Annotated in this window: 12 protein-coding genes; 9 read left to right on the top strand and 3 right to left on the bottom strand. The window is 68.2% G+C overall.

Going from position 1 to position 22,850, the window contains the following annotated elements; all coding sequences use genetic code 11:
- The first annotated feature begins 50 nt into the window (after positions 1-50).
- The 5 genes from GV792_RS22755 (at position 51) to GV792_RS22735 (ending at position 4,201) form a co-directional block, all read left to right on the top strand.
- Complete coding sequence (locus GV792_RS22755) at positions 51-377, top strand: cupin domain-containing protein (RefSeq protein WP_163826325.1); 327 nt, start codon at positions 51-53, stop codon at positions 375-377.
- Between the two features lie 128 nt (positions 378-505).
- On the top strand, positions 506-1,531 hold the full coding sequence (locus GV792_RS22750) for a Dyp-type peroxidase (RefSeq protein WP_163826324.1): 1,026 nt from the start codon (positions 506-508) through the stop codon (positions 1,529-1,531).
- 3 nt (positions 1,532-1,534) lie between these two features.
- Positions 1,535-2,335 (top strand): family 1 encapsulin nanocompartment shell protein, encoded by an 801-nt coding sequence (locus tag GV792_RS22745; protein ID WP_163826323.1) that lies wholly within the window; start codon positions 1,535-1,537, stop codon positions 2,333-2,335.
- Positions 2,336-2,397: 62 nt separating this feature from the next.
- On the top strand, positions 2,398-2,946 hold the full coding sequence (locus tag GV792_RS22740) for a hypothetical protein (protein ID WP_309138609.1): 549 nt from the start codon (positions 2,398-2,400) through the stop codon (positions 2,944-2,946).
- 64 nt (positions 2,947-3,010) lie between these two features.
- The gene (locus GV792_RS22735; protein WP_163826381.1) at positions 3,011-4,201 is read left to right on the top strand and encodes a TerD family protein; all 1,191 of its coding nucleotides are present in this window, start codon (positions 3,011-3,013) and stop codon (positions 4,199-4,201) included.
- Positions 4,202-4,210: 9 nt separating this feature from the next.
- Here GV792_RS22735 and GV792_RS22730 read toward each other — a convergent pair whose 3' ends face one another.
- Complete coding sequence (locus GV792_RS22730; protein ID WP_163826322.1) at positions 4,211-5,365, bottom strand: epoxide hydrolase family protein; 1,155 nt, start codon at positions 5,363-5,365, stop codon at positions 4,211-4,213.
- Between the two features lie 63 nt (positions 5,366-5,428).
- On the opposite strand from GV792_RS22730, the gene GV792_RS22725 reads away from it, so the two are divergent.
- Positions 5,429-6,379, top strand: a complete 951-nt coding sequence (locus GV792_RS22725) for a helix-turn-helix transcriptional regulator (protein ID WP_163826321.1) — start codon at positions 5,429-5,431, stop codon at positions 6,377-6,379.
- Between the two features lie 78 nt (positions 6,380-6,457).
- Here the strand turns inward: GV792_RS22725 and GV792_RS22720 are convergent, their stop codons facing one another.
- Positions 6,458-7,093, bottom strand: coding sequence for a TetR/AcrR family transcriptional regulator (locus tag GV792_RS22720; RefSeq protein WP_163826320.1), 636 nt, complete (start codon positions 7,091-7,093; stop codon positions 6,458-6,460).
- A 68-nt stretch (positions 7,094-7,161) separates the two neighbouring features.
- Between GV792_RS22720 and GV792_RS22715 the strand changes: the two genes are divergently transcribed.
- From GV792_RS22715 to GV792_RS22705, 3 genes are read left to right on the top strand one after another with little or no spacing between them, the layout of a single operon-like run.
- A complete protein-coding gene (locus GV792_RS22715; protein WP_163826319.1) occupies positions 7,162-7,722 on the top strand; it encodes a peroxiredoxin-like family protein in 561 nt (186 codons plus the stop codon).
- Positions 7,719-8,198: a DUF1772 domain-containing protein gene (locus tag GV792_RS22710; RefSeq protein WP_163826318.1), complete on the top strand. Its 480-nt coding sequence runs from the start codon at positions 7,719-7,721 to the stop codon at positions 8,196-8,198. The genes GV792_RS22715 and GV792_RS22710 overlap by 4 nt, the downstream gene beginning before the upstream one ends.
- Positions 8,195-8,803 (top strand): YHS domain-containing protein, encoded by a 609-nt coding sequence (locus tag GV792_RS22705; RefSeq protein WP_163826317.1) that lies wholly within the window; start codon positions 8,195-8,197, stop codon positions 8,801-8,803. The genes GV792_RS22710 and GV792_RS22705 overlap by 4 nt, the downstream gene beginning before the upstream one ends.
- 68 nt (positions 8,804-8,871) lie before the next feature.
- On the opposite strand, the gene GV792_RS22700 is transcribed toward GV792_RS22705, so the two are convergent.
- Positions 8,872-22,850 (bottom strand): non-ribosomal peptide synthetase (locus GV792_RS22700; protein ID WP_163826316.1); only part of this gene is annotated, 13,979 nt, incomplete at its 5' end.

Genomic DNA, 22,850 nt, shown 5'->3' with positions numbered 1-22,850 from the left:
CGACCCCGAACACCAGCCCTGTTCCGGGTGTGATCTGCGAAAGGCAGTCCATGGACAAGAAATCGCTGACCGCGGTCGCCCGCCAGCAACTCAAGCTGGCAGCCACCGCCACGAGCGGCCGTAGCTCGCAAACGATCTACGGCGGCCACGCGCAAACCCTGCGCCAAACCGTCGTCGGTCTCAGCGCGGGCCAGAGCCTGGCCGAACACGATAATTTCGGCGATGCCACCTTGCTGGTGCTCAGCGGCACCCTGACTCTGATCAGCGGTGCCAACGAATGGAAGGGGTCGTCGGGCGATCTGCTCGTCGTGCCCAAAGCACGGCACAGCGTCAAGGCCGTCGACGATGTCGCTTTCCTGCTGACCGTCGCGAAATAGCCAGGCGCGACGCGATGTAGGTGAGGCTTACGAAACAGCAACGCACGACCCATGATCCGGGTGAGCCTTAACACGCCATAGCCGATTCGGTGTGGCCAGCACGCTCCCAGCTATTAGGCTTGGCGATCATGGGTGAGCCGCAGCCGATCCTCGAACCGCTCACACCGTCCGCGATCTTCCTCGTCGCCACCATCGACGAGGGTGGCGAAGCGGCGGTGCGCGACCTGCTCGCCGACCTCGCCGGACTGCGTCGTTCGGTCGGATTCCGGCTCCCAGGGGCGGGACTCACCTGCGTTGCGGGGATCGGCTCCACGGCATGGGATCGGTTGTTCGCCGGGCCGCGCCCCGCCGAACTGCACGCATTCCCCGGCTTTGCCGGGCCACGCCATCAGGCTCCCGCCACACCGGGCGACCTGCTGTTCCACATCAAGGCCGAGGTGCACGACGCCTGCTTCGAGCTGGCGATGGCGATCGGCAATCGCCTCGCCGGCGCCGCCACCGTCGTGGACGAGACCACCGGCTTCCGGTACTTCGAACAGCGCGACTTGCTCGGATTCGTCGACGGCACCGAGAACCCCGAGGGCGCACTCGCCGAATCGCCCGCCGGGCGGGTGGCGCTGATCGGCGACGAGGACCCCGACTTCACCTGCGGCAGCTACGTCATCGTGCAGAAATACCTGCACAAGATGGGCGAATGGGCGGCAACCTCGGTCGAGGAACAGGAACGCGTGATCGGACGCACCAAACTCGACGATTTCGAACTCCCCGATGACGTCAAACCCGCGAACTCCCACGTCGCGGTGAACACCATCGTCGACCCCGACGGCACCGAACGACAGATCCTGCGCGCCAATATGCCCTTCGGCAGCATCCGTGAGGACGAGATGGGCACCTATTTCGTCGGTTACGCGGCCACGCCGAGCGTGACCGAGGAGATGCTGACCCGCATGTTCCTCGGTTCCGACGAGGCCGACTACGACCGGATCCTGGATTTCTCCACCGCCGTCACCGGCGGCTTGTTCTTCGTCCCCGCACAGGACTTCCTCGATGATCTGCCCGACCCACCCGACGTGTCATCGGCAGACGACGACACCCCCGCCGCACCTGCCGCACACGGCTCTCTCGGTATCGGCACGTTGAAAAGGAGCAGCTAGCCCATGAACAACCTGCATCGTGAACTCGCTCCGATCACCTCCGAGGCATGGTCGGCGATCGAAGAGGAGGCCACCCGCACGTTCAAGCGGCATATCGCGGGACGCCGCGTGGTCGACCTGTCCGGACCGCACGGCACCGACTACTCCGCCGTCGGACTGGGACGGACCGCGCCGATCTCCGCCCCCGACGACGGCGTGCAGGCCCGGCAGCGGCTGGTCGCGCCGCTGGTGGAGCTGCGGGTGCCGTTCACGCTATCCCGCGAGGAACTCGACAATGTCGAGCGCGGCGCGCAGGACGCCGATCTGGACCCGGTCAAGGACGCAGCCAAGCGCATCGCCTGGGCCGAGGACCGCGCCATCTTCGAGGGCTATCCGGCCGCCAACATCACCGGTATCAGGGCCGCCGCGTCGAACACGCCGGTCGCGGTCCCAAGCGATCCGCGGCTGGTGCCCGAGGCGGTCGCCCAGGCGCTGAGCGAGTTGCGGTTGGCCGGCGTCGACGGTCCCTACTCGGTGCTGCTGAGCGCCGACCTGTACACCGCCGTCAGCGAGACCTCCGACCACGGCCACCCCATCCGCACCCATATCGAGCGCCTCATCCCCGAGGGCGAGATCATCTGGGCGCCCGCCATCGACGGTGCGTTCGTGCTCACCACCCGCGGCGGCGACTTCGATCTGCAGATCGGCCAGGATCTGTCCATCGGCTATCTCGGCCACGACGCCGAGTCGGTGCAGCTCTACTTCCAGCAGAGCCTGACGTTCCTGGTCTACACCGCGGAGGCGGCTGTCGCGTTGCAGGCCTGAGGCGCGATCGACTGGTGATCTCGTTCACCTCGCGGCAGTATGGTCCTGACCAGCGAGTTGCGGTGGCGGACGGAGACGAGATGACCCTGGTGCACGCGGGCGTGGTGCCCACCAAGCGCGCAATGAGTTACGGCGTGCTCGGCATCGCCGTGACGGTCGCGCTGTGCCTCGGGGTCATCGCCATGTTCGGCGTGAACAGAGTGTTCACCGGACTGCTCGCCGGAGCCGTCGCCGGAGTGGCAGTGCTCGTCGCGCTCTTCACCCGCGATGCTGTCGTGCTCACCGAGGGTGCGATCTACCGGCGCACCCCGTGGGCCGAGACCAGCATCGACTGGGACCGGGTGGTGGCGGGCCGGTTCACCCTCGACGAACGCGCCCGCTGGTCGCTCGCACTCGACCTGGCCGGCGGCGACGAGCAGCACGGTGAACTGGTGCTGCTGTCGATGCCTCCGGTGAGCGGCCCGGTGTCGAGCGCCTACGACATGCGCAAACGCGAACAGGTCGATCAGATCCGGGACATGCTGCGCCGCAAGAAGATTCCGGTCATGGTTCTGCCGGAGATCGCGGGCGCGCTGCATCAGCATTGGAAGATCGCGCCGCCCACCCACTGACCGCACCGCGCTGGTTCGTGAGTAGCCGCGTCCGCGCACCTCGGATACGTTGGCAGTCGTGTCGATGATGAAGGGCGCCAACGTCGCTGTTCCACTGGCCGCGGTTCGCGTCGAATTGGGATGGCGATCCGGGCCAGGCGTCCCCGACGCGGACGCTTCGGCGCTGCTGCTCGCAGGTGGCAAGGTCCGGTCCGACAACGACTTCGTTTTCTACAACCAACCCACCCACCCATCGGCCGCGGTCCGTCACGAGGGCAAACAGCAGGGCACCACGGTGCTGGACGTGCTCGAGGTGCAGCTGGATCGGGTCGAACCCCAGATCGACAGCATCGTCATCGCCGCCTCCGCCGACGGCGGCACCTTCGGCCAGTTCCGTGGCCTGTACGTGCGACTGGTCGATCCCGCGGGCGGCACCGAGATCGCCCACTTCGACAGCACCGGCGCGAGCACCGAAACCGCCTTCGTGCTCGGCGAGCTGTACCGCAGGCAGGGCGGGTGGAAATTCCGTGCGGTCGGGCAGGGATACGACACCGGACTCTCCGGGCTGGCCACCGACTTCGGTATCTCGGTCGACGAGGACCCGGCTCCGGTATCGCCGCAGCCCGCACCTGAGCCGGCGCCCGCCGCGATCACCATGACCACGATGTCGCTGACCAAGGACTCGCCCTCGGTCTCACTCACCAAACGCGGTGCCACCGGCGGCACCATGCGAGTGAACCTGAACTGGTCGAGCGGCGGCAACCGCGGCTTGCTCGGCGGACGCGGCCAGACCGTCGACCTCGATCTGTGCTGCCTCTGGGAACTGGCCAACGGGAGCAAGGGCCTCGTGCACGCGGTCGGCAGCTTCGGCTCGCTCGACAGCCCGCCCTACGTCCGGCTCGACAAAGACGATCGCACCGGCGACGAAGCGACCGGCGAAAACCTCGACATCAACCTCGACCACGTCACCGAGTTCCGCCGCCTACTCGTCTACGCGAACATCTACGAGGGCGCACCCGACCTGCGCGGTGTCCGCGCAACCGCAACCCTCTTTCCCGTCGGCTCGCCACCCATCGACATGGAAGTCGACGGCTGCACCGACAACTCCCGCGCAATCGTGCTGGCTGTGATCGAGAACGTCGGCGGCGAGTTGGTGGTCCGCCGCGAAGGACGGTTCATCCCGCCACCCGCCGAACCGCCCCGCTGGGTGAACAAGGCGGTCGACGAGGCCTATGGGTGGGGGCTGGAATGGGTTCCGGCCAAGAGCAAGTCCTGAGCGCGCTCCTCAGCGCAGATCGCGGAAGAATTCGCGCATATCCGAGGCGAGTAGCACCGGCTCCTCGAGGGCCGCGAAATGACCGCCACGGTCGACATCGATCCAGCGCGTGATGGTGTCGGCCGTTCCCGCGTACTTACGAATGGCCACATCGTGGGCGAACACGATCACCCCGGTGGGCACACCAGAGTTCTGCTTCTCCGCACCCCACGGTGCGTCCTGCGCATACCCGACGTAGGCCGCGGTCCCCGCCGTCCCGGTGAGCCAGTACAGCATCACGTTGGTCAGCAGCCGGTCCCGGTCGAGGATCTTGTCCGGGTCCACCGCGCGCGGATGGGTCCATTCGCGGAATTTGTCCATGATCCAGGCCAATTGGGCCACCGGTGAGTCGACCAGCCCATAGGCAAGGGTTTGCGGGCGGGTCGACTGGATCGAGATGTAGCCGAACTCCTTCTGCATGAACGCCTCGGTGCGACGCACCCGATCGCGTTCCAGTTCGGTCAACGTCGCCAGCTCCTCTTCCGGCAAGGGCAGCGGAAGGTAATCGCCCACACCGCCGTTGACGTGTACGCCCGCCACCCGTTCCGGTGCCACGCGACCCAGTTCCGGGCTCACCGCACCGCCGAAATCGCCACCCTGCGCCCCGTACCGCTCATAGCCCAACCGCGCCATCAGCTCCGCCCAGGCAACCGCGATCCGCTCGACCGTCCAACCGGAATCGGCGACCGGGCCGGAGAACCCGAACCCGGGCAGCGAAGGAATGACCACATGAAACGCGTCTGCCGGGTCGGCGCCGTGGGCGCGCGGATCTGTCAGCGGGCCGATCATGTCGAGGAATTCGACGATGGATCCCGGCCAGCCGTGGGTCAGGATCAGCGGAAAAGCGGTTGGTTCGGGCGAGCGGACGTGCACGAAGTGGACCAGCTGCCCGTCGATCTCGGTGGTGAACTGCGGGAATTCGTTGAGTCTGCGTTCGGCGGCGCGCCAGTCGTAGCCGTCGCGCCAGTAGGCGACCATCTCCCGCAGCCAGCCGGTGGGGACGCCGGTGTCCCAATCGTCGCCGGGCAGGGGTGCGGGCCAGCGGGTCGCGTCGAGCCTGCGGTGCAGGTCGTCGAGGTCGTTCTGCGGGATGTCGATCCGGAAGGGGGTGATCGCTGCACTCATGAGAATCAGAGTAGGAACCGGTTAGGGCAGATTCGGTCCTAAGTCTGCGGCAGACTGAAAAGTATGTGGGAAACATCGGCGCGACTGCTGCGTCTGCTGTCGCTGTTGCAGATGCATCGGGAATGGACCGGCACCGACCTGGCCGCCGAACTCGGCATCGACGTCCGCACCGTGCGCCGCGATATCGACAAGCTGCGCAACCTCGGGTACCCGGTCGATGCGGCACGCGGGGTCGCCGGGTACCGGCTCGGCGCGGGCACGCACCTGCCGCCACTGCTGCTCGACGACGACGAGGCCGTCGCGGTCGCCATCGGCTTGCGCACCGCCGCCGGCGGCACCATCGCTGGAATCGAGGACAGCTCCCTGCGCGCACTGACGAAACTGGAGCAGATGCTGCCCTCCCGGTTGCGTCACCGGGTGCGCACGCTGCTCGCGGCGACGGTCAGTGTCGGCGCAGGCGGCCCGACGGTCGACCCCGAGATCCTCACCGCCATCGCCGGCGCCATCCGCGATAAGCACCGCCTTCGCTTCGACTACCACAGTCATGACGGCACAACAACATTGCGCATCACCGAACCGCACCGACTGGCGCATACCGGGCGCCGCTGGTACCTCATCGCCTGGGACGCCGACCGCGCCGACTGGCGCACCTTCCGAGTTGACCGCTTGCGCCCCCGCACCCCCACCGGCCCGCGCTTCACCCCGCGCGAGGCCCCCGACATCGACCTCGCCGGCTACGTCGCCAGCAACATAGCGGTGGCCCCCTACCGTTACGCGGCCCGCGTATCGATCGCCGTCTCCGCCGACATCGCCACCGACCGAATCCCCCCGACCATCGGCGTCATCGAACCGATCGACAGCGAATCCTGCACGCTACGCACCGGTTCCAACTCCCTCGACGAACTAGCCATCTACCTGTCCCTCTTCGACCTCCCGATCCGCATCCACGAACCCCCCGAACTCATCACCCGCGTCCGCGAACTCACCGCCCGGCTGAGCGCTGCGGTCGACTGATCGGTTCAACTCGGTTCGGGTAGCGGTCTCCAGTGGGCGGTGCCGGACAGCCGACACCGCGCGGGGAGCAGGAACTGGTTACGAATCGCGTTCTGGTGCAGCTCGATTGGCGAGACCGTCGAGAATGACATCCAAACCCGCGCTGAATTCCTCTTCGGGCGGGACGGCGCGCGCGTCGTCGGCTGTCTGCGCGAGGAACGGGAACTCCTCGGATGGCAAGGCGGCCATGATCGCGGTGCCCGGTCCGGAGAGGGCGGCGTAGTGCTCGTTTTGGAGGAAACCGAGCAGGTAGCCGATGAGGGTGCGTTGGGCGATGACGCGGTCGACGCCGGTCAGGCCGCTGGCGGTAAGGGCTGAGAGCATCGCTTCGATCAGGCCGAGGGAGCCGGGGGCGGACTGGCGGTGGCGCAGGATCAGCGGCACCGCTGCGGGGTGTTCGGCCGAGGCCAGTCGGGTGCGGTTGAGGAGTAGGCGGACGCGGTCGCGCCAGTTCAGGTCCGGCGGGACGGTGAGGTCGATGGTGGCGAAGATGCGTTGGACCACGAGGACCTCGAGCGCCGTGCGGTCGGCGACGTAGCGGTACAGCGCCATGGTCGCCATGCCGAGTTCCTTGGCGACGGCGCGCATGGTGAGCGCGTCGAGGCCGTCGCGATCGATCACAGTGAGCGCGGCGCCGGACAGGTCGTCGGTGGTCAGCGAACGAGGACGCGGCATGGATTGACAGCGTACGCGATACGCGCATACTGGAGGTAGGCGTACCTTGTACACTTAAAGGAGATTCAATGCCGCTTCCAACCACGGTGACCAGGCGCGATCTGGTCACCATCACCGGCGCTCCTGTGCCGATCCCCGATCCGGACTGCCTCATCCATCTGCAGTTCCGGCGGTTCGCCGGCTGTCCGGTGTGCAGTCTGCATCTTCGTTCGATCGTCACCAGGCTCGACGATATAGTCGCGGCGAACATCCGCGAAATAGTCGTGTTCCATTCCAGCGCAGAAGAATTGCGCACGTACGCGGCCGACCTGCCACTGGCTGTGATAGCCGACCCCGAGCGCCGCCTCTACCGCGAGTTCGGGGTGGAATCGACACCCCGCGCCCTGCTCGATCCCCGCGCCTGGCCCACCATCGTCCGCGCTGTCGCGCGCGAAGTGCGTTCCTCGCGGCGACCCGGGCATATCGCACCACCGAAAAACCCTGAAGGCGGCCGTCTCGGCCTGCCCGCGGACTTCCTCATCACGCCCGACGGCCGGGTGGTGGCGAGCAAACATGGAGAGCACGCCGACGACCAGTGGTCGGTCGACGAACTGCTCGCCCTCGCCGACAGCGTCGAGGTGTACCGATGACGATCGCCCGTCCCCGCCTCGCCCGCGCGGCCGCACTGCTGGCCAGCGGCCTGCTCGGCGGCGCCTTCCTCTACGGCGGAGCCAATGTGCTCTACGCCTTCCGCGAGGTCCCGACCGATGTGCGGCTCACCTTCCACACCGCACTGATGTCCGCCAACAGCGTTGTCATGCAAGCACTCATGGCATCCACCTTTGTCAGTTGCCTGGTGCTGTCCGTGCGGACCCGTGCGGCAGAACGCTGGATAGCTGCCACCGCGACGATCATCTCGGTCGCGGTATTCGCCATCACCCGACTCGGCAATGTGCCCATCAACCAGGACATCAAGGAGTGGGCGGTTTCCGGTCCACCCGCCGACTACGCCGACATGCTGACCCGTTGGGAGAACTTCCACATCGCCCGCGTGGCCTGCGCCGTCCTGGTCTTCGTCCTGATCGTCACCACCACCCTCCTGCCAACGAAGGAGTCCCGCTCATGATGACCATCGATATCTTCGTCTCCGATCCCGCGCTCGCCGGTGAACGCGGCAACGCTCTGGCCCAGCTTCTGCTGCGTACCCTCACCACCGAGGAATCCGCACCGGAGGCGGTCATGGACCGAGCTCGCGAGTTCACCCACGTGCTCGTGCACCACCCAGCCACCTGGGCCACCGGCGGCCCGAGCCCGGCCGACGCACCGCGTTATCTGGTCCGCGTCACTGTGCCCGGTTCCTGGGTCGGACCGGACTTCGGCCAGGGAATCATCCCCCTGATCACCCACACCATCGCCGAGTTCGAGGGCGATCCGCAACGACTGCTCGGCGCCCCGCATTGCGTCGTGCAGATCCTCGGCGTCCGTGAACACAGCCTCGGCACCTTCGGCCGAGCCACCGACGCCGCCGAACTCACCAGACTGATGACCGCCGACTACCGCCCCGAAGACGACACCCGCGACATCCCCGAGGGCTACGCCGTCGACCCGACCTGCGGTATGACCCTCGAAATAGCCACCGCCCCCTTCACCCTCACCCACGAGGGCGAGACCCACGTCTTCTGCGCGCCGGTCTGCCGCAAGGTCTTCGCCGAGGAGCACGCCCTCGCTTGAGGAGCCACGACCCGAATGGGCGAGCCGGTGCGAGGCAAGATCATTGCCTCGCACCGGCTCGTGGCGTTCTAACCTTCGCTCACCACCCGCGCCTCGCCGGCACCGTCGACTGCGTCACCCGCGGCGGCGAACCAGTGGGTGACTTCACCGTCGGCGATGTCGTCCGCGGGGTCCGCGCCGGTCGGGAGGACCGAGAGGGCGCCTGCCGTAGCGGAGGTGAGGAACTCGTCCGCAGCGGCTCGTCCCGCACCGGCCGTGGTGAACGTGGCCGATTCGTAGTCGATCTCGTTCACCTCGCGCAGGTGTTCGGCACGGTCGAGGGCCTGGGTGTGGGTCAGGACGTTCGGGGTGCCGTCGGCGAGGAAGACGAGGGCCGGATGGTCTTCGCCGAGCGGGCGGGCCCGGTCGGCGTAGGAGACCGGGTGGCCCGGTGCGGCGGCGAGTTCGGCGGCGATCTCGGAATCCGAGGGGTCGATGCCGGACAGGCCGCTGGTGTGCGCACCGATGACGAAAGCGGCTCCAGCGGTGGTGATCTCGTCGGAGTTCAGGCCCGCGGCGAAGAGCAGGGCGGCGCCTGCCTTCTGAACGGCCCAGGCCGCCACCACCGAATCCACCGAACGCGGCACCGTCACGGCGACGACGTCACCCGGGCCGACCTCGCGTGCGATGAGCAGCCGCGCCAGCTGCGAGGACCGGCGGTCCAGCACCTGGAAGGCGATTTCCTCGGCACCGGCGAGCAGTGCGGGCGCCTGCGGATCTTCCTCGACCACCTCGGCGAGCACCTTGGCGATGGTCCGGGCGCCGACGCGGCCGACCGGCTCCGGTGTCGCGGTCGCGGTCGCGATCCCCGAGTCGGCGAGCAGGCGTGCCCGTTCACCGGCATCGAGGATGTCGATATCGCCGACCGGCTTGGCCGGATCACCGACCAGCGTGTCGAGCACACGCTGCAACCTGGTCGAGAGCACCTCGACCTCGTCGGCGGTGAACCGGCTGCTCAGATACTTCAGCGTCAGTTCGATCGTCGATTCGGCCGTCACCAGCAGTGTCAGCGGGTAGTGCGTGGCGTCGTTGACGCCGACACCGGTCACCGACATGCCGTCGATGGAACTGGCCGCCGAAATGGCTTCCTTGTCCATCGGATACGACTCGAACACCAGCAGCGTGTCGAACTGCGAAGCCGGTCCGGCCACCCGCTGGATATCGGTCAACCCGACATAGTGGTGGTCGAGCAGATCGGCCTGCTCATGCTGCAGGCCCTCCAGCAGCTCGCCGACGCTCTGCCGATCATCGATCCGCACCCGCACAGGCAGCGTGTTGATGAACAGACCAACCATCGACTCCACGCCGGGCAGCTCCGCGGGCCGGCCCGACACGGTCGCACCGAACACCACGTCGCCGCGGCCGGTGAGCCTGCCGAGCAGGATGCCCCATGCGGCCTGCACCAGCGTGTTCACCGTGACGCCGAGTTCGGCGGCATGCTTGGTGAGCTTGCGGGTGCGGTCGGCGTCGATCTGGGTGATCAGCTTGCCGATCTCGTACTGCTCGGCGCCACGCGGCTGCGGTGCCAGCTGGGTCGGTTCGCCGACACCGTCGAGCGCCCGCGCCCAGGCCCGCAGCGATTCCTCGCGGTCGCGTCCGGCCAGCCAGCCGAGGAAGTTGCGGTAGGAGGCCACCCGCGGTAGCGCGGTCTGATCGGCGCGGACCGCGTACAGCACCAGCAGGTCCCGCATGAGCAGCGGCATGGACCAGCCGTCGAGCAGGATGTGGTGGGTGGTGATCGCCAGATGCCACTGCGTCTCGCCGGTGCGGAACAGGGTGAACCGCATCAGCGGCGGCACCGACATATCGAAGTGCGTGGCCTGATCGGCCGCGATCCGGCGTTGCAGCTCACCGAGGCGCTCGGCCTCTGGCAGCTCCCGCAGATCCACCTCGGTCCAGGGCGCCTCGACCCGATCGAGCACCACCTGCACCGCCTGCCCCGACGAGTCGGTGACGAAGGCGGTCCGCAGGTTCGGATAGCGGTCGATGATGCCCTGCGCCGCCGCCCGCAGACGGGAAACGTCCAGGCTGCCACCGAGATCCACCACGGCCTGCATGGTGTAGACGTCGACGGTGGCCTGCGTCATCAGCGCGTGGAACAGCAGACCCGACTGCAATGGCGACAGCGGCCACACCTCCGACAGCGCCGGGAACTCGCGCTCCCATTGCTCGAGGTCGGTCTGGCCGACGCGCACCAGTGCCATATCCGACGGTGTGAAACCACCGGCTTCCGGACGTCGGGCGTGCGCGGCCAGTGCTTCGAGTGCGGCGACCCAGAGGTCGGCGAACTCGCGCACCCGCTCCTGGCTCAGCAGCCCGGACGGGAACGCGAACGATGCCCCCAGTTCTGGTCCGTCCGCACCGTCGGTGACGATGGCGTTGATATCGAGCACCGCGTTGGCGGGCATATCCCGATCCATCTCGACATCGAGCTGTCCGAGATCGGCCACCGGCACCCAGCCGAGTTCGGTGAGTTCCTCGGGGATCTCACCGGCCGACATCCGACCCAGGTAGTTGAAGCTGATCTGGCCGGTCGAACCACCGTCGAGCTGTGCGCCGGTCTCGTCGTTCAGGTAACGCAGCATGCCGTAGCCGAGGCCCTTGTCCGGCACGCCGAGCAGCTGTTCCTTGACCGACTTCACAATCGCGCCGAGCGCGGCGCCGCCGGCGAAGGCGTCATCGAGATCGGCACCGCCGAGCTCGAGCCGCACCGGGTAGGCCGCGGTGAACCAGCCGACCGTGCGCGACAGATCCGCACCCGGCACGACCTCTTCCTCACGACCGTGGCCCTCGAGCTTGATCAGCGCCGAACCGTGTTCGTCACCGCGCCACCGCGCGACCGCCATGGCCAGCGCCGACAGCAGACCGTCATTCACACCGCCCCGGTACAGGCTGGGCACCGCGGTGAGTACGGCGTCGGTGACCTCGGCCGACAACGTCACCTCGACCCGCTCGACCGTGGCGAAGGTGTCGACCTCCGGATCGAACGCCCGCGTCCCCAGCTGCGGATCGGGTGTGGCCGCGACCTGCTGCCAGAACGGCAGCTCCCCGACGCGCTCGGCGTCGGCTGCGGCATCGACCAGGCTGTGCGCCCAGCGACGCATCGACGTGCCGTTGGTGGGCAGCGTCACCGACTGACCGGCGGCGAGCTGCGACCACGCTACCGCGAAGTCCGGAATCAGGATGCGCCAGGACACACCGTCGACCACGAAGTGGTGGGCGACGATGAGCAGCACGTCGCGCCGATCGCCGTCGAAGGCGAACCAGACGAACTGCGCCATGGCGGCCTCGGCCGGATCGAGTCGCCCGAGGGCGGCATCGAATTCGGCGGTCGCCAGCTCGGTCAGCTCGGCTTCGGTGATGTCCGCCGACGCCTCGACCCGATGCACCAGCGCGTCGATGTCGACCGCACCACGTTCCAGGGCCTCGAACGTCCACGACTGCCCGTCGCGACGCAACCGTGAACGCAGCACATCGTGGTGATCGAAGACCGCCGTGATGGTGGCGACCAGGGTGTCGCGGTCGATGCCCTCGGGCAGCCGCAATGCCATGGACTGCGAGAACCGGTCGTAGGACGAGCCGCCCGCGAGGATCTGCGCCATGATCGGCGTCAGCGGGATCTCGCCGACACCACCACCGGGCAGTTCTTCCAGGCGGATCTGGCCGGGCGCCGCGCCGAGCGTGGCGACCTCGGCCAGCGAGGCCACACTCCGCCGCTCGAACACATCACGCGGAGTGAACACCACACCGCGCGCCTTTGCCCGCGACACCAGCTGGATCGACAGGATGCTGTCGCCGCCGAGGGCGAAGAACGAATCATCCACACCGATCTGGTCGACGCCGAGCACCTCGGCGAACACCTCGGCGATGATCGCCTCGATCTCGGTGACCGGTGCCCGGAATTCGCGCGGCGCGAGCTGCGGTTCCGGCAGGGCCTTGCGGTCGAGCTTGCCGACGGGGGTCAGCGGGATCTCGTCCAGCACCACGATCGCGCTCGGCACCATATGCGGTGGCAGGCCGCGCGAGACGAACTCGGTGAGCCGCTCGGTGTCGATCTGGTGACCAGGCACGGCAAGCACGTACGACACCAGGATCGTCGCGCCTGCGTCGGTCTCGCGGCCGAGGGTGATCGCGAATTCGACGTCGGGATGCTTGGCGAGCGCGGTATCGATCTCGCCGAGCTCGACACGGAAGCCGCGGATCTTCACCTGGAAGTCCGAGCGACCGACATAGTCCAGCTCCCAGTCGATGACACCGACTGCGGCATTGCCCGCACGCTGCTCGGGTTCGGCGTACCAGCGCACCACGTCACCGGTCCGGTACATGCGCGCGCCCTCTGTGCTCCACGGGTTGGCGACGAACCGGTCCGCGGTGAGGTCGGGCCGGTTGTGGTAGCCGCGCGCCAGCGCGCCACCGGCCAGGTACAGCTCACCCGCGACACCCGGCGGCACCGGGTTCATCCGCGCGTCGAGCACCAGCGCGGTCATACCGTGCACCGGGCGGCCGATGGTGATGTGGCGACCCGGATTCAGGCGCGCGTAGGAGGAGATGATGGTCGTCTCGGTCGGACCATAGGCATTGAAGTACTTACGGCCCGGCTCCCACTTGGCCAGCAGTTCCTCGGTGGTGACGTCACCACCGACGGAGGCGACCTCGAGCGCTTCCATGCCCTCGGGATCGACCGTGCCGAGCACCGCGGGCGTGATGATCGTGTGGGTCACGCGTTCGGTGCGCAGCAGCTCGGCCAGGTCCGGGCCACCGATGATGGTGGACGGCACGATGACCAGCGTCGCGCCGGTGTAGCCCGCACACACCCACTCCAGCACCGACGGGTCGAAGCTCGGCGAGCAGATGTGCAGGAACCGGTGATGCGATTCCAGGTGGTACAGATCCGTTGCCACATCGGCCAACCCACCGATACCGGCGTGGGTGACCATGACGCCCTTGGGCAGACCGGTCGAGCCGGAGGTGTAGATGACGTAGGACGGATGGCGCATGGCCAGTGGGCTGATCCGGTCGGCGTCGGTGACCGGATCAGCCGCCTGCGCAGCGATCAGGTCGACGGTGGCCGGATCGTCCAGGCGCAGCCATTCCACCTCGCGCGGCAGCCGGTCCAGGTACTCGTCGGAGGTAAGGCCGAGAACGGCTCCGGAGTCGTTGACCATGTGGCGCATCCGGTCTTCCGGATACGTCGGGTCGATCGGCACATGCGCGCCGCCGGCCTTGGCCACTGCCCAGAACGCGGCAACCATCTCGTAGGAGCGCGGGAACGACAACGCGACGATGCGCTCCGGCCCGACCCCGCGATCGATGAGCACCCGCGCGAGCCGCGAGGAGTACTCGTCGAGTTCCCGGTAGGTGATGGAGCGGCCCTGGTAGCGCACCGCGATCTGATCCGGGTTCAGGGTGACGCCCCGGTTGAGCAGATCCGGCAGCAGACCGGTGGCCATCACGTCTTCGCCGTGCACGTGTGTCAGCAGCTGGTATTCGGCATCGTCGAGGAGCGGCAGGTCACCCACCGGCTGCTGTGGTGCGATGGTGATCGCCTCGAGCAGCCTGGTGAAGCGCTGCGCGAACACCGCGACGGTTGGCTCGTCGAACAGATCACGCGCGAAGGAGAATTCGGCGTACATGCCAGCGCCATCGTCGCCCGTTGCTTCGCGGATGGTCAGCGACAGATCGAACTTGGCGGTGTCGACGTCGAAATCGACGGCGCCGACGTGCAGTCCGGGCAGTTCGAAGCTGTTCTCCGGCAGGTTCTCGAACGACAGCGCCACCTGGAACAGCGGGTGCCGCGCCGTCGAACGCTCCGGATTGAGCAGTTCCACCAGCCGCTCGAACGGCAGGTCCGCATGGGCGAAGGCCTGGAGATCGGCGTCCTTGGTCGCGGCGAGCAGATCACCGAAGGTGAGTTCACCGCGCACATGCGAGCGCAGCACCAGCGTATTGACGAACATGCCGATGACGTCATCGAGTTCGGCTTCGCCACGGCCTGCGATCGGGGTGCCGATGGCGATGTCGTCGGTACCCGACATCCGCGCCAGGAACACCGCGAGCGCCGTGTGCACGACCATGAACATCGTCGCGTTCTGTGCGCGGGCGACCTCGGTGAGCCTGCGGTGCAGGTCGGCCTCGATCGGGAACACCACGCGGCCACCGGCGAACGACTGGGTCGTCGGCCGGGTGCGGTCGGCGGGCAGGTTCAGCTCGTCGGGCAGACCGGCCAGCGCGGCGCGCCAGTAGTCGGCCTGCTTGCTGATCAGGCTCTCCGGATCCGCTTCCGAGCCGAGCACCTCGCGCTGCCAGACGCTGAAGTCCGCGTACTGCACCGGCAGTGGCGCCCAGCCCGGCTCGACGCCGCCCGCGCGGGAGGCGTAGGCCACCATGACGTCGCGGGTGAGCGGTCCCATGGACCAGCCGTCGGAACTGATGTGGTGCGCAACGAACACCAGCACATACTCGCCCGCATCGACCTGGAACAGCTCAGCGCGCAACGGCACTTCCACCGTGACGTCGAAGCCGGCGGAGATGACCTCGACGATCCGTTCGCGCAGTTCCTCGGCACCGACGGTGACCGGCGTCAGATCCGGCACCGCCTGATCGGCGGGCAGGATCACCTGATGCGCGGCGCCACCCTGCTCGGGGTAGACGGTGCGCAGGGTCTCGTGCCTGCCGACGACGTCGGCGACGGCCAGTTGCAGCGCGGCGATATCGAGGTCACCGGTCAGCCGCACCGCGACCGGGATGTTGTTGACGGCCGAGGCGGTGTCGAACTGGTTGAGGAACCACATCCGCTGCTGCGCCAGCGACAACGGCACCTGCTCCGGACGCGGACCCGCGACCAGCGCGCGCCGCCCACCGGCACCGGCATGCTGTTCGACCTTCACCGCGAGACCGGCGACGGTCGAGGCCTCGAACAACGCACGCACCGGCACGCGAGCGTCCAGCGCCGCACCGAGCCGGGCGGCGACTTGGGTGGCAAGCAGCGAGTTACCGCCGAGCGCGAAGAAGTCGTCGTCGGCACCGACCCGCTCGGCCCCGAGGACCTCGGCGAACACATTCGCCACGATCTCTTCGATCGGAGTCGACGGTGCGCGGAACTCCTGCACCTCGAACTCCGGCTCCGGCAGGGCCTTGCGGTCGAGCTTGCCGTTCACGTTCAGCGGCAGCGCATCCAGCACCACGAACGCCGACGGCACCATGTACGACGGCAGGGCAGCCGACAGCGCCGACTTCACCCGCGCCACATCGAGAGCGGCATTCTGCCGCTCCATCCCGGCTTCGTCCACGCGCGCGGCGGTACCGGCGGACGGCACCAGGTACGCCACCAGACGATCACCCGTGCGCGCATCCGACTTCGCCAGCACCGCGGTCTGCGCGATCTCCGGCATCGCCAGCAGCGCCGACTCGATCTCGCCGAGCTCGATCCGGAAACCACGGATCTTCACCTGGAAGTCGGTGCGGCCCCGGTACTCCAGCTCGCCTGCACCGTTCCAGGCCACGAGGTCACCGGTGCGGTACATGCGCTCGCCGGTCCCGAACGGGTTGGCCACGAACCGATCCGCGGACAGGTCCGCCCGGCCGAAGTAGCCACGCGCCAGCTGCGCGCCCGCCAGGTACAGCTCACCCGCGACGCCGTCGGGCACCGGGTTCAGACGTGCGTCGAGCACGTAGACCTGGCTGTTCCACTGCGGCACACCGATCGGCACCGAGGTGATGTCGGCCGCGCCGACCCGATGGGTGGTGATCGAGACCGCGGCCTCGGTCGGGCCGTACAGGTTGAACAGTTCGATGCGCGGATGCTCGGCGCGGAACCGCTGGGCCAGGGTGCCCGGCAGTGCCTCACCGATGGCAAGCACGCGCCACAGCGAATCCGGCAACTCACCGGTCAACAGCGCATCGAGCATGGACGGCACCACGTGCAGAGTGGTCACCCATTCGCGCGCCATCAGCTCGTTCAGATACGCGGGGTCGCGATGGCCGTCGGGCGAGGCGATGACCAACCGGCCACCACAGACCGCCGCCGACCAGAACTCCCACACCGACAGGTCGAACGTCGCCGCGGTCTTCAGCAGCACCGCGTCGGCCGCGTCCAGCGCGAATTCGGCGATCTTGTACCGCAACTGGTTCGCGATCGCCGCATGCGGCACCGAGACACCCTTCGGGCGACCGGTCGAACCGGAGGTGAAGATGACGTAGGCGGTGTGCTGCGGCAGCAGCGGCGCCACCCGGTCGGTGTCGGTGACCGGTGCGTCGCTCACTGCGGACAGATCCAGCTCGTCCAGCGAGATGACCGGCGCCGCATCCGAATCGAATTCGGCGTCGTCGTTGGTCAGCACGCACACCGGCGCGGCCGTCTCCAGGATGTAGCCGGTCCGCTCGGCGGGCTGATCCGGATCCAGCGGCACATAGGCACCACCGGATTTGGTCACCGCGTACATTGCGACCACCAGATCCACCGAACGCCGCAGCGCCAGCGCCACCCGCGCCTCGGGGCCGACCCCGAGCGAGATCAGGTGCCGGGCAAGGCGGTTCACGCGGGCATCGAGTTCACCGTAGGTCAGCTGGGTGCCGTCGTCGGTGACCAGCGCGACCGACTTCGGTAGCGCTGCGACTGTGGCGTCGAGCAGCGAGACCAGCGTGGCCGCGGCGTCGACGTGATGGTCGGTGGCGTTGCGGCCGGCCAGCAGCCGGGTCCGCTCGGTGCTGTCGAGCAGTTCGATATCGCCGACAGCGGTGCGCGGCGCGGCGACGATCTCGCCGAGCAACCGGGCGAACCGGCCGACGAAGCCCTGCACCGTGCCGTGATCGAACAGATCGGTCGCGTAGGTGAAGAAGCCGGTGATGCCCGTGGGCTCACCCGCATCGCCGTAACGGTCGGTCGCGATCAGGTGCAGGTCGAACTGGGAGAGCTGGGTGTCGATATCGAGACCCGATACCGCGAGCCCCGGCAGTTCCAGGCTCGCCTGCGCCAGGTTCTGGAAGGACAGACCCACCTGGAACAGCGGATGCCGCGCGGTCGAACGCACCGGGTTGAGCACCTCGACCAGGCGCTCGAACGGCACATCGGCGTTGGCGAACGCCTGGATGTCGGTGTCGCGCTGGCGGGTGAGCAGTTCGGTGAACGGTTCACCGGGCTCCACGCGAGTGCGGAACACCAGCGTATTGACGAACATGCCGATCAGGTCGTCCAGCACGGCCTCGCCGCGACCGGCCATCGGGGTACCGATGGCGATGTCGTCGGTACCCGACAGCCGCGACAGGAGCACCGCGAGCGCGGTGTGCACGACCATGAACAGCGTCGCGCCCTCGGCCCGCGCCAGTTCGATCAGTGCGCGGTGGGTGTCGGCGTCGATATGCAGTTCGACCTTGCCTCCGGCGAAGGTCTGCACGGCCGGACGCGGACGGTCCGACGGCAGATCCAGCTGGTCGGGCAGATCGGCCAGCGCGTCGGCCCAGTAGGCGACCTGCTTGGCGGCCAGCGAGCGCGGGTCGTTCTCATCACCGAGCAGCTCACGCTGCCAGACGCTGTAGTCGGCGTACTGCACCGCCAGCGGCGCCCAGCCCGGCGCCTCGCCGCCCGAGCGGGCCGCGTAGGCGGTCATCAGATCCCTGGTCAGCGGGCCGACCGAGGAGCCGTCGCCGGAGATGTGGTGCACGACCATCGCGAGCACGTACTCGTTGTCCGCCGAACCGGTCTCGTTCGCGATCTGGAACAGCGCCAGCTTCATCGGCACCTCGGTGGTGACGTCGAAGATGGTCGAGGTCAGCGCCACCACGGCGGCTTCGATCTCGTCCGGCGCGACCACCCGCACATCCAGGCGCGGAATCGCCCGCGCCGGGGGCAGGATCACCTGCACCGGGCCGTCCTCGTGCTGCGGGTAGACCGTGCGCAGGATCTCGTGCCTGGTGACCAGGTCCGCGATCGCCGCACGCAGCGCTGCCACATCCAGGTCGCCGGTCAACCGGACCGCGATGGGCACGTTGTAGGCGGCCGACGAGGTGTCGAAGCGGTTGAGGAACCACATCCGCTGCTGGGCCAGCGACAGCGGAATCTCCTGCGGCCGTTGGCCCGCGGTGAGCGCCTTGCGCCCGCCCGCCTCGGCGTGCTGCTCCACCCGTACCGCGAGTGCGGCGACGGTGGACGCCTCGAACAACAGGCGCACCGGCACCCGGGTGTCGAGCGCCTCGCCGAGCCTGGCCGCCACCTGGGTGGCCAGCAGCGAGTTACCGCCCCAGGCGAAGAAGTCGTCGTCGAGGCCGAGTCGCTTGGTCTCGGAGTCCGGACGATCGGCGACCCGGAGCACATCGGCGAACACGTTCGCCACGATCTGCTCGATCGGCGTGACCGGCGCCCGGAACACCGCCTTCTCGAAGGTGGGCTCCGGCAACGCCTTACGGTCCAGCTTGCCGTTGGCGTTCAGCGGCAGCGCGTCGAGTTCGACGACCACCGAGGGCACCATGTACGACGGGAGTTCCGCCGCCAGCGCCGCCGTCAACGCACGCTGCTCGATCGCGCCGTCGGTGGGCACCACGTACGCGACGAGCCGGTCACCGATATTGGGGTCGGTGTGCGCGAGTACCGCGGCGGCGCTCACGCTCGACTGCCGCAGCAGCGCGGCTTCGATCTCGCCGAGCTCGATCCGGAAGCCGCGGATCTTCACCTGGAAGTCGGTGCGGCCCCGGTATTCCAGTTCCCCGTCGCCGTTCCAGGCCACGAGGTCACCGGTGCGGTACATACGCTCGCCGCTGCCGAAGGGATCGGCAACGAACCGGTCAGCGGTCAGGTCGGCGCGGCCGAAGTAGCCGCGGGCCAGCTGCGTACCGGCCAGGTACAGCTCACCGGACACACCGACCGGCACCGGCCGCAGCCGCGCATCGAGGACGTATACCCGGCTGTTCCATTCCGGCGCACCGATCGGCACGGACGGCTGGTCGGCCACGGTGACGCGGTGGCTGGTGATCGACACCGCCGCCTCGGTCGGGCCGTAGAGGTTGAACAGTTCGGTGTCGCTGCCTGCGAGGAACCGCTGTGCGGTCGCGGCGGGCAACGCTTCACCGATGGCCAGCACTCGGCGCAGCGATGCGGGCAGCTGCCCACCGGCCTCCGTCAGCAGCGCGTCCAGCATCGACGGCACCACGTGCAGCGTGGTGACGGCCGTATCGCGCATCAGCTCGTTGAGATACGACGGATCGCGATGGCCGTCGGCGGTGGCGATCACCAGACGTCCACCGCAGACGGCGGCCGTCCAGAACTCCCACACCGACAGGTCGAAGGTCGCGGCCGTCTTCAACAGCACGGCATCGTCGGCGCCGAGCGCGAATTCGGCCGTCTCCCACAGCAACTGGTTGACGATCGCCCGATGCGGCACGGCCACACCCTTGGGTTGGCCGGTCGAACCCGAGGTGAAGATGACGTAGGCGGTGTTGGTCGGCGTCAGCTCACCGCGCCGCTCGTCGGCGGCCACCGGACCGGCGGCGACGCCGGACAGGTCGAGCTCGTCGATCTGGACGACATCGGCCACGGCATGGAAATCGTCGCGCGCGGTGGTCAGCACGCAGACCGGTGCCGCGGTGGTGAGGATGTAGTCGGTGCGCTCGGCCGGCTGATCGGGGTCGATCGGCACGTAGGCCGCACCGGCCTTGGCGACGGCGTACATGGCGATCACCAGGTCGGCGCTGCGGCGGATGGCCAGCGCCACCCGGTCCTCCGGTCCGACACCGCGCCCGATCAGGTAGCGGGCCAGACGGTTGACCCGCTCGTCCAGCTCGGCATACGACAGCCTCACGAAGCGAGTCGATGAGGGGTGGCGGTCGGGCGACGGGTGGGCCTCGCGAGTCGCCGACGGCTCGTCGGCGACCAACGCCACAGCGTCGGGCGTCGCGGCCACGGTCGCGTCGAGCAGCGACACCAGCGTGGCCGACGCGTCGACCGAATGCGCCGTGTCGTTCCACTCGGTGAGGATGCGCTCGGTCTCCGCCGGAGCCAGCAGATCAATCTCGCCCACCGGGACGGTCGCGTCCTCGACCACCGCATCCAGCACCCGCAGGAACCGGTCGGCGAAGCCCTGAACCGTCGCCTCGTCGAACAGGTCGATGGCGTAACCGAATTCGGTGATGATTTCGGCCGGGGTGCCATCGTCGGCGTAGCGGTCGTACAGGGTGACGTGCAGGTCGGTCTTGGCCAGCTGCGAATCGAAGTTGACCGCGCTCACCGACAAACCGGGCAGTTGGAAGGTGGTCTCGGCCAGGTTCTGGAACGACAGGCCTACCTGGAACAGCGGGTTGCGCGCGGTCGAGCGGACCGGGTTGAGTACCTCGACCAGACGCTCGAACGGCACGTCGGCGTTGGCGAACGCCTCGAGGTCGCGTTCCTTGACATCGGCGAGCAGGTCGGCGAACCGGTCGCCGGGCGTCACCGACGTGCGGAAGACCAGGGTGTTGACGAACATGCCGATCAGGTCGTCGAGTTCGCGTTCACCACGTCCGGCGATCGGGGTGCCGACGGCGATGTCATCGGTGCCCGACAGGCGCGACAGCAGTACCGCGAGCGCCGCGTGCACCACCATGAACAGCGAGGCGTTGTTGGCGCGGGCCAGTTCGTGCAGGCGGGCGTGGCGCTGCGGATCGATCTCGAACCGGATGGCTTTGCCGTGGAACGACTGCGCGGGCGGGCGCGGCCGGTCGGCGGGCAGTTCCAGCTGATCCGGCAGGTCGGCGAGTGCGGACTTCCAGTAGCCGACCTGCTTGGCGGCCAAGGATTCCGGATCGTCCTCGTCGCCGAGTACCGCACGCTGCCACAGCGCGTAATCGGCGTACTGCACCGGCAGCGGCGCCCACTGCGGGGCGTCACCGTTGGCCCTGGCCACATAGGCGGCCATCACGTCGCGGGCCAGCGGGCCCATGGACGAGCCGTCGGCCGCGACGTGGTGCACGGTGAAGGCCAGCACGTGATCGTCGGTCGCGGCGCCGGTGTCATCGGCGACGATGCGGAACAACGCCACCGCCAACGGCACCTCGACGGTGACGTCGAAGGTGGTCATGGCGAATTCGATGACCTTGGCGACCAGCTCGGATTCGGGCACCGCGATCACCGTCAGATGCGGCGCGGACCGCTCGACGGAACCGATCACCTGGTGCGGGCCGTCGGCCGAGCGCGGGTAGATCGTGCGCAGCACCTCGTGACGGGTGAAGACGTCGCCGATGGCATGTTCGAGCGCACCGACATCCAGGCGACCCGACAGCCGGACCGCCAGCGGAATGTTGTCCACCGCGGAGGTGGCGGTGTCGAACTGGTTGAGGAACCAGTACCGCTGCTGCGCGGGCGAGAGCGGAATCCGCTCCGGCCGCTCCCCTGCCGTCAGCTCGGGCCGGGCCCGCCCGGAACCGGCGTTGCGCTCGACTCGACCGGCCAGCGCCGCCACTGTGGACGCCTCGAACAGGTCACGCACGGCCAGCTGGGTGTCGAGGGCCGCACCGAGTCGTGCGGTGACCTGGGTGGCCAGCAGCGAGTTGCCGCCGAGAGTGAAGAAGTCGTCGTCGAGGCCGATCCTGGCCACGCCGAGCACGTCGGCGAAGGTACCGGCGACGATCTCCTCGATCGGGGTGGACGGTGCGCGGAAGGCCTTGGCCTCGAACACCGGCGCGGGCAGCGCCTTACGGTCGAGCTTGCCGGAGGCATTGAGCGGGAACTCCTCCAGCACGACGAACGCCGTCGGCACCATGTACGCGGGCAGTTCGCCACCGAGCTGCGTGCGCACGCCTTCGATATCGATGCTCTGCCCGGCCGTGGCCACCAGGTAGCCGACCAGCTGATCGCCGAGGCGGTCATCGGAGCGGACCACCACGACCGACTGGGCGATCTCGTCGAGCCCGGTCAGCGCGGCTTCGATCTCGCCGAGTTCGATGCGCAGACCACGCAACTTCACCTGGAAGTCAGTGCGGCCCAAATACTCCAGCTCACCGGCCGCGTTCCACGCCACCAGGTCACCGGTGCGATACATCCGCT

This window comes from Nocardia cyriacigeorgica, assembly GCF_010868145.1.
Taxonomy (GTDB): domain Bacteria; phylum Actinomycetota; class Actinomycetes; order Mycobacteriales; family Mycobacteriaceae; genus Nocardia; species Nocardia cyriacigeorgica_D.
This window is presented reverse-complemented; position numbering and strand designations above follow the sequence as displayed.